13 protein-coding genes are annotated in these 14,511 nt (G+C 39.0%); 3 read left to right on the top strand and 10 right to left on the bottom strand.

Annotated elements, in window-relative coordinates; genetic code table 11:
• Nucleotides 1–20: 20 nt before the first annotated feature.
• Together PMAN_RS00430 and PMAN_RS00425 are read left to right on the top strand one after the other, a co-directional pair.
• Entirely contained in the window at nt 21–317 is a 297-nt protein-coding gene (locus PMAN_RS00430) for a hypothetical protein (RefSeq protein WP_010557965.1), read from the top strand.
• A gap of 3 nt (nt 318–320) precedes the next feature.
• Complete coding sequence (locus PMAN_RS00425; protein WP_074210163.1) at nt 321–506, top strand: DUF2970 domain-containing protein; 186 nt, start codon at nt 321–323, stop codon at nt 504–506.
• Here PMAN_RS00425 and PMAN_RS00420 read toward each other — a convergent pair.
• From PMAN_RS00420 to PMAN_RS00380, 9 genes are all read right to left on the bottom strand, one after another.
• The gene (locus PMAN_RS00420; protein WP_010557967.1) at nt 451–1,320 is read right to left on the bottom strand and encodes a Dam family site-specific DNA-(adenine-N6)-methyltransferase; all 870 of its coding nucleotides are present in this window, start codon (nt 1,318–1,320) and stop codon (nt 451–453) included. The two genes, PMAN_RS00425 and PMAN_RS00420, sit on opposite strands and share 56 nt — an antisense overlap.
• 53 nt (nt 1,321–1,373) lie before the next feature.
• Nucleotides 1,374–2,729: an SPOR domain-containing protein gene (locus PMAN_RS00415; protein WP_010557968.1), complete on the bottom strand. Its 1,356-nt coding sequence runs from the start codon at nt 2,727–2,729 to the stop codon at nt 1,374–1,376.
• Nucleotides 2,730–3,800: a 3-dehydroquinate synthase gene (aroB, locus tag PMAN_RS00410; RefSeq protein ID WP_010557969.1), complete on the bottom strand. Its 1,071-nt coding sequence runs from the start codon at nt 3,798–3,800 to the stop codon at nt 2,730–2,732.
• 30 nt (nt 3,801–3,830) lie between these two features.
• Nucleotides 3,831–4,349 (bottom strand): shikimate kinase AroK, encoded by a 519-nt coding sequence (gene aroK, locus PMAN_RS00405; protein ID WP_006793103.1) that lies wholly within the window; start codon nt 4,347–4,349, stop codon nt 3,831–3,833.
• 184 nt (nt 4,350–4,533) lie between these two features.
• Nucleotides 4,534–6,627, bottom strand: a complete 2,094-nt coding sequence (locus PMAN_RS00400) for a type IV pilus secretin PilQ (protein ID WP_006793102.1) — start codon at nt 6,625–6,627, stop codon at nt 4,534–4,536.
• Nucleotides 6,614–7,153, bottom strand: a complete 540-nt coding sequence (locus tag PMAN_RS00395; RefSeq protein ID WP_010557970.1) for a pilus assembly protein PilP — start codon at nt 7,151–7,153, stop codon at nt 6,614–6,616. Before PMAN_RS00395 ends, PMAN_RS00400 begins: the two co-directional genes overlap by 14 nt.
• On the bottom strand, nt 7,150–7,755 hold the full coding sequence (locus PMAN_RS00390; protein WP_006793100.1) for a type IV pilus inner membrane component PilO: 606 nt from the start codon (nt 7,753–7,755) through the stop codon (nt 7,150–7,152). Before PMAN_RS00390 ends, PMAN_RS00395 begins: the two co-directional genes overlap by 4 nt.
• The gene (locus tag PMAN_RS00385) at nt 7,745–8,317 is read right to left on the bottom strand and encodes a PilN domain-containing protein (RefSeq protein ID WP_006793099.1); all 573 of its coding nucleotides are present in this window, start codon (nt 8,315–8,317) and stop codon (nt 7,745–7,747) included. The genes PMAN_RS00390 and PMAN_RS00385 overlap by 11 nt, the downstream gene beginning before the upstream one ends.
• Nucleotides 8,305–9,384: a pilus assembly protein PilM gene (locus PMAN_RS00380; protein ID WP_006793098.1), complete on the bottom strand. Its 1,080-nt coding sequence runs from the start codon at nt 9,382–9,384 to the stop codon at nt 8,305–8,307. Before PMAN_RS00380 ends, PMAN_RS00385 begins: the two co-directional genes overlap by 13 nt.
• Nucleotides 9,385–9,515: 131 nt before the next feature.
• Between PMAN_RS00380 and PMAN_RS00375 the strand changes: the two genes are divergently transcribed.
• A complete protein-coding gene (locus PMAN_RS00375) occupies nt 9,516–12,017 on the top strand; it encodes a penicillin-binding protein 1A (protein WP_010557971.1) in 2,502 nt (833 codons plus the stop codon).
• A 148-nt stretch (nt 12,018–12,165) separates the two neighbouring features.
• On the opposite strand, the gene metL is transcribed toward PMAN_RS00375, so the two are convergent.
• Nucleotides 12,166–14,511 carry a bifunctional aspartate kinase/homoserine dehydrogenase II gene (metL, locus tag PMAN_RS00370; RefSeq protein WP_010557972.1) on the bottom strand — a complete coding sequence of 782 codons (2,346 nt, stop codon included), beginning with the start codon at nt 14,509–14,511 and terminating at the stop codon, nt 12,166–12,168.

Genomic DNA, 14,511 nt, shown 5'->3' with positions numbered 1-14,511 from the left:
CAAAACATTAGGTTTAAACCATGCGCGCTTTTAAAATTGGGATATTAATTGCATCTGCATTATTAGTTGTTGGGGTAGTAAGTTTTACGCCAAGTTCAGGGCAAGAGTTAAGCTCGGTCAGTAATTGTGCTCCGCAATTAACACACGAAATAAACACAAATAAACCCTGTTTACACGTACTTGAAGAAGACTCTTCTTGGTTTTCTTGGATCACTGGCGATAGCCGCAGTGCTCAGTTTCACTACCTAGATTTACTAGAGTTATTAACAAGCTCAGACGACAGCAAGAAAGCACCTTCTTTAAAGCCTTTATTCTAGACAATGCGGCACTTTATTAGCGCGTTGCAAAGTGTGCTAGCCGCATTTTTTGGTGTTCAATCAGAACAAAAGCGCCGCGCAGATTTTCAAGAACACTCTATTTCCTCAATCATTGCTATTGCGATAATACTATTTATCGCTTTTGCGCTTTCAATTTACGCTGTGGTTGTTTTAGTGGTAAGTACATAGCCATTAACTCGCCTACTTTATTACGAGTTCCGCCCTTAGGGCTTATCGTCCTTTTTACTTGAATTTGATCAAGTGATGCTTGGCTGTATATTTTCCGTGTCCATACTGTATCGTGATTTGAAATAAGCACTGGGGTGTTATTTTCAAACGCCGCTTTTTCTGCCAAATTAGCTAAATTAGCCTGATCATCTAAATTAAACCCGCCCTTAGCATAAGAAGTAAACGAAGCCGTTTTACTCAAAGGGACATAGGGTGGATCGCAATAAATAACCGCGTTATTAGGAACCAGTTTAAATACGTTATCGTAGCCTAAGCATGTAAACGTCGCTTGCTGTGCTTTTTCAGCAAAAAAGTACATTTCCTTTTCAGGAAAATAAGGCTTTTTATATTTACCAAATGGTACATTAAAAATACCTTTTAAGTTATAACGGCATAAGCCGTTGTAACCAAACCGATTCATGTATAAAAATAGCATTGACCGCTCGTATACATCACGGCTTTGATTAAACTGAACTCGGTATTCGTAGTACGCATCGGGGTGGTTATTTAAATCAACGAATAGCTTTTTTGCATCACTAATAAATTCATCGGGTGAATTTCTTAGTTCTTTATATAAGTTGATTAAATCAGCATTAATATCGTTAAGAATATAATGCTTAAAATCGCTATTGAGAAAAACGGAACCGGCACCAACAAAAGGTTCAACCAAGGTATCAGCATGCGAACTTGCTTGGTTTAATCGCGCGTTAATATCATCAACGAGACTGTATTTTCCGCCAGCCCATTTAAGGAAGGCTCTACTCTTTTGCTGCATTGGTTCTTTACTTCAATCTGGTGTTGCGCGATTTTACACTAAAGCGATTTATATTACTGATCAACTCGTGCAATTTCTTGTTTTATTTTACTAATTTTTTTATAAAACGGCTTATTTTTTAAGATACTTGCAGGTAGTTTTTTCATACCTTGCTGTGCATCATTCATGCTTGTAAAACTGCCGGTTGTAACAACCCACCATGTTTTACCGTTTCTTTGTGTTTGATAGGTGTACGCAGTTAATTGAAGTGCATACTGCTCTATAAAATCATCTACAACTTGTTTTTGTGTGACTGCAAGCAACTGAATAACTGTATTTGAATCATTTTGCTGAGAGTACCACGCACTAGCTTCGTTAATGGGCAGCTGCACTGGTGATTCATCTGCTCCAGTGCTTGTTTGCCTCGCCTCTACAAACTCTTCAACCGGCTCATCTTCTAGAAGGCTATTTGAGCTAGTTGAATTATTTTCCTGACTTCCAGCACTTAAGCTTTGCATTATTGCAGGTATATCGTTTGTACTTTGCAGCTCAACGTTTGGTTGCTCACTCTGCTTGGCGCTTGTTTCGGCTGATATATCAGTAATACTTGCTGTATTGTCCTCAAAAGTAGAAGGTGCTGTGATCTGACTCACTGGAATAGCAGTGCTATCAACCTCAATGGTGCCTTGCTCATAATGCTTTTGCCACCAATCACTCATATCTGACTTATATAACAAGCCTATAATTAAGAACATAATGAGCAACATAAGTACCAGTAAATGTACACGCCATGATACTTTATCTTTAACTTTGATATCTGCGACGTACTCATCCTGTTGCCATGCAAGCAATAAATTAGGATTACCATTAGCTTCAGCTAAAAAAGCTTGGAAAACAGGATCTTCATCGTGAGGAAGCTTTTCAAAGTACCACCCCATTAACTGCTTACTTTCATGAAGAGGAAGCCGTTCAAGATGAATTTCAACTGCATGTTCAACCGGTAACTTTGCAGCTGAGGCAATCATAATATAAAGAGTGATTGGGCTATTTTTAGCTAGCAGCTCCAGCTCAATTAAAAACTCTTCTGATAAGTGCCTACCACCGTCAATAACCCATAAACAGGAGCCCGGTTGCTGTTGATTAAGTAACTGATAAAAATTTTCAGACAAACTTAAATTATGATCAACCAACGGGTTGTTAAAGCTTTGCTCTAATAGATCGCTCATTAACTGAGCGTCCGTCAATTTTGCACTCGATTGTACAAATGCTTTATTAAAGTCGTTGTATTTATCGGTAATAAAGGTTTCAAGTAGATAGCTTTTACCTAGGCCTGATGTGCCCAGTAAAACAATGAGGTTTTGACCATATTCAAATTGCAGTGCGATTCTATCCACCAAAGCCGCACGGCTTGGTAAAATTTGTGACTGCATTTAGTGCTCGATTAATGCTCGGACTTGATCGTCAGATACATTGTCTACCAGTGCACATTGACCAAATTGAGTGGGTAAAATAAAACGGATAGTTCCTTTTTTATTTTTTTTATCTTTACGCATATGCAATAAAAATTGCTCACTCGTCATATCTACAGGTACTTCAGTTGGCAAGTTATATTGTTTAATAATATCCACAATACGCGCTACATCCTGCAGCGTTAAGTCACCTCGAGTGTGAGCCAACTGAGAAGCTAACACCATACCCGTAGCAACAGCTTCACCATGAAGCCACTTACCATAACCCATTTGGGCCTCAATTGCGTGACCGAAGGTATGCCCCAAGTTTAGTAGTGCTCTAAGACCTTGCTCTTTTTCATCCTCAGCAACTATTAACGCTTTAATTTCACAGCACCTGTAAATGATATGCTGCAGGCATGTTTCATTTAGCTGCTGTAAGTTTTCAACATTTTGCTCTAAATAATTAAAAAGCTCGGTATCGTATATTAAACCATACTTAATAACTTCAGCCATTCCTGCCGCAAACTCTCTTTTTGGGAGTGTATGAAGAGACTGAGTATCAATAAAAACAGCTTGTGGCTGATAAAAAGCCCCAATCATGTTTTTTCCTAACGGATGGTTCACCGCTGTTTTTCCACCAACAGATGAATCTACTTGCGATAAAAGTGTTGTCGGTATTTGAATAAACGGCACGCCACGTTGATAACATGCAGCTACAAAACCAGTTAAATCACCAACTACGCCACCACCTAATGCAATTAAACAAGTATCGCGACCACAATTATTTTGCAGTAAAAAAGCGGATATTTTTTCAAACCACTCTAGTGACTTGTACTGCTCACCATCAGGTATGATAAAGGAAAGAGGATTTAATTCAGCTAATGAATCAAGTAAGCCTTGTAGATATAAAGGTTCAATTGTGTCATTAGTAATGATGATAGGCCGACAATCACCAATATGATGAATTAGACGGCCATTATCTTGAAGTGCAGATTTCCCAATATAAATAGGATAACTTCGCTCGTCCAAATTAACAGTTAATTTAAGCATGCTCAGCTAATCCTTTATTATGTATTGGTTTTAAAAATCTAGTTTCTCAATGATTTGATTTGCAACAACTTTAGCGCTTTGCTCATCAGTGCGTACAACAAAATCAGCCACTTCTTTATATAACGGTTCGCGTTCTTCTGCTAAGCGCTCTAGTACATCACGAGGTGCTTCTTCTGTTTGCAGTAACGGGCGACGCTTGTCGCGTTGTGTGCGTGCAACTTGCTTTTCAATAGGTGTCTCTAGGTATACAACGATACCACGAGCCGAAAGCTTGTTTCGAACTTCTTTACTCATTACTGAACCACCACCTGTAGCAAGTACAATACCTTGCATTTCAGTTAAGTCGCCAATAACAGATTCTTCACGAAGTCTAAAGCCTTCTTCACCTTCAAGATCGAATACCCAGGCAATATCTGCACCCGTGCGGCGTTCGATTTCTTGATCAGAATCAACAAATTCAAGGTGTAATTGATCGGCAATGTGACGACCAATTGTGCTTTTTCCAGCCCCCATGGGGCCAATTAGAAATATATTACGTTTCTCAGCCATATCTTTTAGTACAAACGAACTCTAAAATTTGAAATAAAACCCCGCCTAACGACCTGGCCCCAAAATTAAGGAGGGGATTATCTCAGTAATTGCAGGGGTATTTCAAGTCAATTAGAATAAAAAGCCACATAACGAGCAATTAAACTAGATAATCACCCGTCGATTAACAAAAAAGTACCTTATTTTAATCTATTTGTATTTTCGGTGTCACAAAAATAAGCAATTCGCGTTTTTCATTAAATTCGCTAGTGCTTTTAAATAACCTACCAACATAAGGAATATCGCCTAATACTGGCACTTTATTTGTGGTGTTGATTATTTGTTGTTGGAAAATACCACCGAGTACAATGGTTTGCCCGTTTTCTACTAATACTTGTGTTTGAATTTCTTGAGTATCTATCGATACGGCCTCACCGGTACCTGTTTGTACAACATCACCCCGTGTATCTTGCGTGATAATTAAGTCTAAAATCACTTTATTATCAGGCGTTATATGTGGCGTCACCTCTAAACTAAGTACTGCTTTTTTAAAGCTTACCGTTGTTGCACCACTAGAAGCTGATTCTGTATAGGGTATTTCAGTACCTTGTTCAATGCGCGCTTTTTGCTGGTTGGCAGCAATAATACGCGGGCTTGCAATAATCTCGCCTTTATTCTCTTCTTCAAGCGCACTTAACTCTAAATCAATTAATGTACCGTTGGCGAGTTTTGCTATGTGCAGGCCAATACTAGCCGCTGGGTTTGTAATAGGTAGATTTACATTTAATCTATCTGTTAAGTCAGGGATTACCCCATTTGAAATTGTTTCAGCACCTTCCAAAGAACCTGATATGCCATCACTACCTTGCTGATCACTAAACCCCCAACGCACACCTAAGTCCTCAGTTACGTTATCACGAACTGTTACCATACGAGATTCAATAACAACCTGTTGAACCGGTATGTCTAGAGTTTCAATCATGCGTCTAATATTTTCTATACTCTTAACAGTATCTTTAACGAGTAGCGTATTAGTACGCTGATCAACCGACACGCTTCCGCGTGGAGTAATGATGCTATTAATATCAGTTTTCAATAAATCAGCAAAGTCTTCAGCTTTGGCATAATTTAAACGCATATATTCGCTGTAAAGCGGCTCTAAATCTTCAACTTGCTGCTTTGCTTTTAGATCTTTTGCTTCACGGGCTGCAAGCTCTTCTGCTGGCGCTACCATTAAGATAGAGCCATCCATACGCTTGTCCAACCCTTTTATACGTAATACGACATCAAGTGCTTGGTCCCACGGCACGCCATCTAAGCGCAAGGTAATGTTACCGGTAACGGAATCACTTGTTACTAAGTTAAAGTCGTTATAGCCCGCGATAATTTGTAACGCTGCACGGACTGAAATATCTTGAAAGTTTAAGGTCATTGGTCGACCTTGATACTCTTTACCACCATCTAAGTAAGCATTTTGAGTTTCATCTTTTTCAACTGTGAGGGTAAGAATATTGTCTATTTGCTGATACGTGAATGTAAACTCGGCATTAGGTTCTATAACAACGCGGCTTCGCCCTTCTTCTTTAAACGTTTCGATAGTACTAACAATGGTACCAAAGTCTAAAACATCTAACTCATAAAGTAGATCGTCCAGAATATCTGTATGGTGAAAATCTGCGTAAATTTTGCCGCCACTTTCGTGAACCTCTATAGCAGCTTGAGTGTCTTGTAAAAATACAAGTACCTTTGCCTCACCTTTCTCACCACGTCTAAAATCAATAGATTGGATACGGTTAATGTAGTTTCCACTCACATCACCTGTCAGAACGGCTTCATCTTCAGTTACTGAACCGGTTAATGGGTTATCCGATACACGTATTGAAACTAAGTTGTTATTAACTTCTGTTTCATACATTTTTAATCTGTCTAGATTAACTGTTACCTTTAAACCTTGCTCAGATAACACATTGGTGACACTACTAATACCTGCTTGATTAACTTCAACGTCATTTAATCCTAACTCTAACTCTGCGGTATCAAAAAACATTTCAATACGCGCTGGGCTGTTAAATACTTGAATTTGCGGTTCTAAAGTTATCTCTTCGTCGAAAACAAGCTGTAATTCGGTTTCACCTTTAAGTAATGGGTTATAACGTACATCGTAAAGCAATGGTCCTGCCAAAGCATTGTTAGCACAAACCAAAGCGGCTGTTGCAAATAAAGCTCTCGCAATGCGATTAAACCAAAGAACATCCTTATGCATGTTATTTTTACCTTTTTTATTATTAATTTGCGCCATCAGTTGCCGCCTCTAACATTTCCAGTTTAGTCAGGCGCTCTTTCCAACAACCAGACCCATCAGGGATTAATTCAACTAATTCTATAAAATCGTTACTCACAGCTTTTACCTTGCCATCGTAACTACCCAAATGATTACCAATAGTTACACGATGTAATGTTTCATCTGCAGCAGTTATAAGCGCCCAAACTTGACCACTTGAACCAATTGTACCTTTCATTGCTAAATTATCTAACGGATATTTTTCTAATGGCTCTCTGCGTCTGTCTGGATCTGGGTGTAAACAGTTTTTTATTTGCGTCAGTTTGTTCTGAATTATTTCAGGTTGAGGTGCCACAAATGGACTTCGTAAATTTCCAGCACTATATTCAAAAATCTCAAATTGAGTAAGCTCAGGAATCGACTCAACTTTAGGCGTTGTGCTTGCTTTTACCTGATCAATAAATTCTTTTTGTTCCGAGGTATCGTCGTTACACCCCACTAACGCAACAACAGCCAATATCGGCATTAAATGAAGGAGCCTCATTTTTTAACTCCTTCTTCATAGCGGTAAGTTTTTGCTACAACACTAAATGTTAGTTGTTTTTCGCCAGAAGACGTAATAGAAAAGTCATGCAAACTAACTATTCGTGGTAACTGAGCAACTTTGCCAACAAATTCACCAAATTCATGATAAGTACCTACTACTTCTATTTTGATAGGTAGCTCGGTATAAAACTCTTTCTCAACTTCAGGTAACCAACCAATTTTTAAAAATGTTAAACCGCTCGTTGTGCCAACATAAGACAAATCGTCAAGTAAGCCAGGTATTTCGTTTGATGTCGGTAACCGCTTAAGTAATTGAGAAAACTTATCTTCCATTTCTATCATTTGTTGGCGATAAATATCTAGCTTACTCGCTACAGCGTATTTTGTTCTGTAGGTACTTCTTAAGTCGACCTCTTTTGATACCGCATTATGGTAGCTATCAATCTCGTCAGAAACTAACAGGCTATAGCTAAAAAATAATATGAGCCCAGCAACAAATGCACAGCAAATTACTTTTACAGCAGCAGGCCAATCACCAATATTGTCTAACTCAATTTCATTCCAATCTATTTCGCCAAGTGCTTTAAAATCAAGGTTCATTACGTACCTCACCAATCTCATCAAATGGTTTTACGTAAAACTCCATACTAAAGTCACTAAGTAAACGCGAAGACTGATCACCTGCAACAATATCCTGCATAGTCAGACGCTCTAACAAATATGAACTTTGTACCTGGCGGATCATAGTAGATAAACGGTTATTTGATTCACTTCGGCCAAGTACATAAATCTGGTTCCCTCTGCGCTCCAGCTTTGTTAAGTAAATACCTTGAGGTACTATTTTTGTTACTTCATCCATAATTTGTGTGCCAAGGTTACGGCTACTTTGCAGCTCTTCGATTAATCGCATTCGCTGCTGTAGGTTTTCTTTTCGTTTGTCTAATTCTCTAATATCACTGATCTTTCGATCAAGCATGCTTATTTCAGAACTTAAGTAATTATTTTTTAAGTTTTGCCCGTCTTTTAATGCACTGTAAAACATACTTAATAAGTACATACTTAAAAAACAAGCTAAAACAATTCCAACTAGTATGGTTACAAATTTCTTTTTAGATTCTTCGCGCTGCAGTTCTCGCCAAGGCAATAGATTTATATGTGGCATGATGAAAAGCTCCTTAATGCCAAACCTGTTGCAATTGCAAACTGTGTTCGGTGACGTTGCATAACATTACGATCTACTTTTGGCGAAATTTCCATATTTGCAAACGGTTCTGCAACAACACTGTGTATACCTAATTCTTCAATTAATAAGCGATCAAGCCCTTTGATCATAGAAGTTCCACCGGTAAGCACAATGTAGTCTATTTGTTCTTTACCACTCGTTGTTAAAAACATTTGCACCGCTCTACGTACTTGCTGAAGCAACGCTGTTTGAAATGGTGCTAATACCTCAAAGGTATAGTTAGGTGGTAAGTCGCCTGATGTTTTACCTATTTCAGCTTCATCAAACCCTTTGTTGTAGTAGTTAACAATACTATTTGTGTATTGATCACCACCAAAAACCTGGTCACGTGTATAAATAGTTTCACCAGCTTGTACAACACTTACAAGCATGAGTACGGCACCAATATCTACAACAGCAACACACTTATTGAAAGCATCGCTTGGTAGTTGTTGATAATAAACGTCCATCGCACGGCTTAAAGCGTAGCTTTCTACATCAACAATCTTAGTATCGAGATTAGCCTCTTCTAATGCGCCAACACGTGCTTCAACACTTTCTGTTCGGGCTGCTGAAAGTAATACATTCATTTTACTCGGATCAGCTTCGTTAGTAGAAAGCTTTTCAAAGTCTAAGCTAACTTCATCAAGGGGGTAAGGTATTAAACTATCTGCTTCAATTTCAATTTGAGATTCAAGTTCTGCATCACTTAACGACACATCCATAAAAATTACTTTTGTAATAACCGTTTGCCCTGACACCGCCACTGCTGCATTTTTAAGTGACTTAGGTAATTTTCTTTTTAATTTTGTTATTACATTACCAATCGCTTCAATATCTTGAATCGTTCGTTCACTCATGGCGCCTTTAGGCATGGGCTCAATTGCTAGGGCCTCTAATCGAAATCCACTTTCAATTTCTCTCAGAAGCACCGCTTTAATCGAGTGCGATCCGATATCAATTCCTACCATCATTGGCGACGGCTTTTGAAATAGTTGACTTAGCATGTTTGCAACTTGGCCTTTGTTTTAATAATAAACAAGTTATAATTTTTTTCTGAAAAAATATTATTCATTTTTTAATCAATATATACTATCAGTCCAAACTCGCAATTGGGAGTCCATTTAGGGAAATATAAGTGATTTTATTAAAACGAACTTTACAATTTTTTATCATTTGTACGTTAATCGGTCTGATAACTTTGGTCAGTCTTTATTACTACGTTAAACCTGATATCCCCAGTGTGCAAGTTTTAAAAGACGTGCAATTACAAACTCCTATGCAAGTATTCACTAAAGATGGCCTTTTGATCAATCAATTTGGTGAAAAACGTCGAATTCCGGTCACTATTGATGAAATCCCACAACCTCTAATTGATGCATTTTTAGCAACTGAAGATAATCGCTTTTATGACCATATAGGTATAGACCCTATTGGCATAGTTCGCTCTGCTATTGTTCTTATTTCTACAGGCGAGAAAAAACAAGGTGCTAGTACTATTACCATGCAGCTTGCACGTAATTTTTTCTTAACCCGAGAAAAAGCCTATATCCGTAAAATAAAAGAAATATTCATCGCACTACACATAGAAAATGTACTTACTAAAGATGAAATTTTAGAGCTTTACCTAAACAAAATCGAGCTAGGTAACCGCGCCTTTGGTATTGGAGCTGCCGCTCAAGTTTATTACGGTAAAGAGTTAAAAGATTTAACGCTTGCTCAAATGGCGATGATTGCTGGCTTACCAAAAGCGCCTTCGGCGTTAAACCCAATTCGCAACCCTGCCCGTGCAAAAGCACGCCGTAATGTTGTACTTGGTCGTTTATTAACTGAAAACTACATAACAAAAGACGTATATGATGATGCGACAAGCCAACCTATCACCGCTTACTTTCATGGTGCTGAAATAGATTTATACGCACCGTACATTTCTGAAATGGTGCGTGCAGAAATGGTTTCACGTTACGGAATAGACAAGGCATATAATTCAGGCTTTAAAATATTTACCTCTGTTGAGTCTAAAGTACAAAAAGCGGCGCAAACCGCGTTAGTTAATAATCTTCATAGCTACGATATGCGTCATGGCTTTAGAGGCCCAACCGCTATTTTATGGGTTCCTGAAAAACAATCAGCGCTAAGTGAAGAGAAAATACTAGCTAAACTCAATGAAGCCAAAGAGATAGGAACGTTAAAAGCAGCTGCTGTTATTAACGTGGATGAAAAAAATGCCACGGTATTGCTTAAAAATGCAGAGCAAATAAACCTGAATTGGGACAACTTAAAATGGGCACGCAAATATATAACTCGTTATCGCCAAGGTTTTGCTCCAACTACGGCAACTGAAATATTAACGCCAGGAATGCAAATCTGGGTGCGTAAAAACAGCAATAACGAGTATGAACTAAGCCAACTACCTGAAGCATCAAGCGCAATTGTTTCACTTGACCCACAAGATGGCCGCATTAAAGCCATTGTTGGCGGCTATAGCTTTGAACAAAGCCAATACAACCGAGCTATTCAAGCAAAGCGCCAAGTGGGGTCAAACATAAAACCATTTATTTATTCTGCTGCGCTTGAAAACGGCTATACGCTCGCCTCAATTTTAAACGATGCGCCAATTAATCAGTGGGATAAAAGCCAAGGTGTGGCATGGCGACCTAAGAATAGTCCGGCTGTTTACAATGGCCCAATTAGAATTCGTCGCGCGTTAGCACAATCTAAAAACGTAATATCAGTTCGTTTGCTCCGAGGTGTTGGTTTGCAACGAACAGCAGATCACTTACTAAAATTTGGCTTTAAAAATTCAGACATCAACCGCAGTGAATCCTTAGCACTGGGCAGTGCTTCAATTACTCCAATTGAACTAGCTCGCGGTATGAGTGCATTTGCGAATGGTGGGCATTTGATTGAGCCGTACTTTATCTCAGAAATCCAAGATGCTTACGGTAACAGTTTGTTTAAAGCTAATCCTTCAGTAGTGTGTGACGACACTTCAGCTCAGCCATTAACCCCAGATAATGCTACTGGATTATTCCCACAACAAAATACTGATACGCCACAATTAAAATGTGCCCCTCAGGTCATATCAAAACAAAATGCATTTTTAATTGCTCAAGCAATGCATAGCGCTGTTTGGGGAGGTGGAAACTGGTCACATAAAACGGGTTGGTCAGGAACAGGTTGGCGTGCTCAAGCATTAGGCCGTCGTGATCTGTCAGGAAAAACAGGCACAACTAATGACTCTGTAGATACTTGGTTTAGTGGCTTTAATCGAAATGTGATGACCTCGGTATGGGTTGGTTTTGATAACCCTGGCAACCCGCTAGGCAGAACTTCATATAATAATAATCTTGATAGCGGGCAAATATCAGGGGCTGAATCTGGCGCTAAAACAGCACAGCCAGCTTGGGTTGAGTTTATGAAAGTTGCGCTTGAAGGTAAACCTGAAGCCCCCATAGAGCCGCCAGAAGGTTTAGTGTCTATTCGGATTGATTTAGAAACCGGTTTATTAAGTCATAAAAATGATTACACCAGTCGCTTTGAGTATTTTGACAAAGGCACCGCCCCCACAAAATACGTAATGTCTCAACCAACAGATATATTTGAAGAAGACACTAAAACAGAAGAAGAACTGTTTTAAATAAAGAACGGTAGCCATTGGCTGCCGTTTTTAGTTAATACCAAATTTAGCTGTTCTAAATAAGAATTTTTTAACGCATGTAGCGACACGTTTAGCCCCGCAAAATGATTAGGTATTATTGCGGATTGATACAAGGCCCTTGTAACCTTTATTTTATATTTTGTACCAGCCAATATAAGTCAGAATGAATACCCGCCGCTGTTACTTCCTTACCCGCACCTGGCCCTTGAATCACAAGAGCGTTAGCGCTATACCACTTACTATTAATGACAAAAATATTATCGCCAGGTGTTAAATTAGCTAACGCATCACCAATAGGAGTATAAGTAATACCTACTTGAGCGGTTACTTTGTTTTCCGTAATTTCAAGTAAACCCGTGTAACGAAGTACGGAACTTTGTGCTTTGGCATTTGCAGCATGAGCGTCAATAAAGTCATTGAGGGTGGATTCATTAGCTAAAAAGTCGTCCCAACTTCCTATAGCAAGCGTTTCGGGCATGAGTGCTGATAAGCTTATATCATCAAGGTCGAGTTCTAAACCAAGCTCTCTGGCAAGTATAAGCAGTTTACGCTGCATATCACGTCCTGATAAATCTTCACGCGGATCGGGCTCTGTGAACCCCATCTTTTGTGCTTCAAGCACCAGATCAGAAAATGGTATTGTTCCGTCAAACTTACTGCATAACCACGATAACGTGCCTGAAAAAACACCTTCAATACGAGTGATTTTGTCACCACTGTTTTGCAAATCTGCCAATGCAAAGTTAACAGGTAAGCCTGCACCTACGCTTGTGTTGTAGCGCCAATGCAAATTTCGCTCACTAATACTCGTACGCAAAGCTTTATACCATGCTGTGTCTGCAGTTCCAGCGTATTTATTAGCACTGATCAAGTGGCAATCTAATGCAACAAACTCCGGGTATAACTGGCTAAATGCCTCGCTTGCGGTAATATCAACGACCACTTTATGCTCATAATCAAGTTCACTAATTATGTTTAGTAATGTTTGGTTATTATAAGCTTTGCTTTCTGAGAGAAAATGCGTTTTCCAATCAGCAATGTTTATACCACTGGGATTAAAAAGTAACGTTTCAGAGCGTATTAACCCAACCAATTTAATTGTAAAGTCATCAGAGAAACGCTCGAATTGAGCTGACAGCTGCTCTATAAATACCTCTCCCACATTTCCAAGGCCCGCGATTATTAAAGCGACTTCTTGGCCTTTATTAATAAGCTTATCGTGTAAAACGCTCAGTATATCGCTATCTATAACCTGATCCGTTAATAGTAAAATGTATCCACTGTCTTGGTGAATAAAGCGCGGCTCGATGGCATGAGCATTTAACGTATCAATAGCCAATACATTCAATTTTGAAATATCATTAACAGGCGCAACAACCGCACAGCCATTTAAGCTCGATTCGCTAATGCTTGCTCTACCCTCGAAAAAACTAACAACTTTATATGTTGAAGCAGAGGGTACAACTAAATAAGTTTCACCATTTTGACTAAAGTGATGAATGCTGTGTTGAATAAGCTGGCTAACATCTGCGACTTCGCCTTCGGCCAGCTTTTCAACTGTTAATAAATCGATGTTGTTTAACGTGGTAATAAAACGCTTTTGTTTTACATTTCCTTCTTTAACTATATCTGTAGGCGTTGCTTGCACATCAAAACTACTACGAACAGATAGTTTTATATCGCTGTTTCTTAAAGGAGAAAGCGTTTTAGCGTGTAAAACAGGATTGCCTAATCGCGCTAATAGGTTAGCTTGACCTCTACACACTTTATTGTATTTAACCGCTTTACTAACTTTGCGAGGGTCTGTGCTGTATACACCTTGTGTATCGGTCCAAATACACACCTGCTTAGCATGGCAGTAATTAGCGAGTAAGGTTGCACTATAGTCACTCCCATTGCGGCCAAGTGTAACCGTATCACCCAACGTATTTGATGCAATAAAGCCTGTAACAACATTGATGCAGCCTGGGGTTATAAACTTCGCACATTGCTGCGCATTTTGGGTATGTAACAATTGCCCATTATTTAATGTAAAAAGTGTTCGAGCATCAAGGTCACAAGCATTAATATTTAATTTCGTAAGGTAAAGCGCCAATAAGCGTGCAGACCAGACCTCACCATGAGCAAGCAAGGGAGCCTCTTTCAAGCCTTGGTTTTTTATCAATTCACTAATCGCTGTTAGTTCACTATGCAAAAGCCTTAAAGCAGTTCGTTTAAGATCTGCATGAAGTAACTGTGTGATTAAATCAGTTTGATGATTATTTAATTGCAGCAATATATCAGCAACGACATGCGTATCTTGTTGCTGATAGCTTTGCCATAACTTCACCAAAGTATCGGTTGTTTTTCCCGCCGCAGATACAACAACACAATCGCCCGGCTGAGTATGATCTAAAATAATACTCGCAACCCGCTCATACCGTTGAGCCGAACTAAGGCTTGAACCACCAAATTTATGTACTGTTTGTGTCAT

The organism is Pseudoalteromonas marina, from assembly GCF_000238335.3.
In the GTDB taxonomy this organism is placed as follows: domain Bacteria; phylum Pseudomonadota; class Gammaproteobacteria; order Enterobacterales; family Alteromonadaceae; genus Pseudoalteromonas; species Pseudoalteromonas marina.
The sequence above is the reverse complement of the archived record's forward strand: the minus strand, read 5'-3'. Positions and strand labels throughout refer to the sequence as shown.

Coding starts and splice junctions, on each gene's coding strand:
- PMAN_RS00380 (WP_006793098.1), bottom strand. CDS start 9,384: ATGCTAAGTCAACTATTTCAAAAGCCGTCGCCAATGATGGTAGGAATT.
- PMAN_RS00420 (WP_010557967.1), bottom strand. CDS start 1,320: ATGCAGCAAAAGAGTAGAGCCTTCCTTAAATGGGCTGGCGGAAAATAC.
- metL (WP_010557972.1), bottom strand. CDS start 14,511: ATGACACAAACAGTACATAAATTTGGTGGTTCAAGCCTTAGTTCGGCT.
- aroB (WP_010557969.1), bottom strand. CDS start 3,800: ATGCTTAAATTAACTGTTAATTTGGACGAGCGAAGTTATCCTATTTAT.
- PMAN_RS00430 (WP_010557965.1), top strand. CDS start 21: ATGCGCGCTTTTAAAATTGGGATATTAATTGCATCTGCATTATTAGTT.
- aroK (WP_006793103.1), bottom strand. CDS start 4,349: ATGGCTGAGAAACGTAATATATTTCTAATTGGCCCCATGGGGGCTGGA.
- PMAN_RS00395 (WP_010557970.1), bottom strand. CDS start 7,153: ATGAGGCTCCTTCATTTAATGCCGATATTGGCTGTTGTTGCGTTAGTG.
- PMAN_RS00425 (WP_074210163.1), top strand. CDS start 321: ATGCGGCACTTTATTAGCGCGTTGCAAAGTGTGCTAGCCGCATTTTTT.
- PMAN_RS00415 (WP_010557968.1), bottom strand. CDS start 2,729: ATGCAGTCACAAATTTTACCAAGCCGTGCGGCTTTGGTGGATAGAATC.
- PMAN_RS00385 (WP_006793099.1), bottom strand. CDS start 8,317: ATGCCACATATAAATCTATTGCCTTGGCGAGAACTGCAGCGCGAAGAA.
- PMAN_RS00400 (WP_006793102.1), bottom strand. CDS start 6,627: ATGGCGCAAATTAATAATAAAAAAGGTAAAAATAACATGCATAAGGAT.
- PMAN_RS00390 (WP_006793100.1), bottom strand. CDS start 7,755: ATGAACCTTGATTTTAAAGCACTTGGCGAAATAGATTGGAATGAAATT.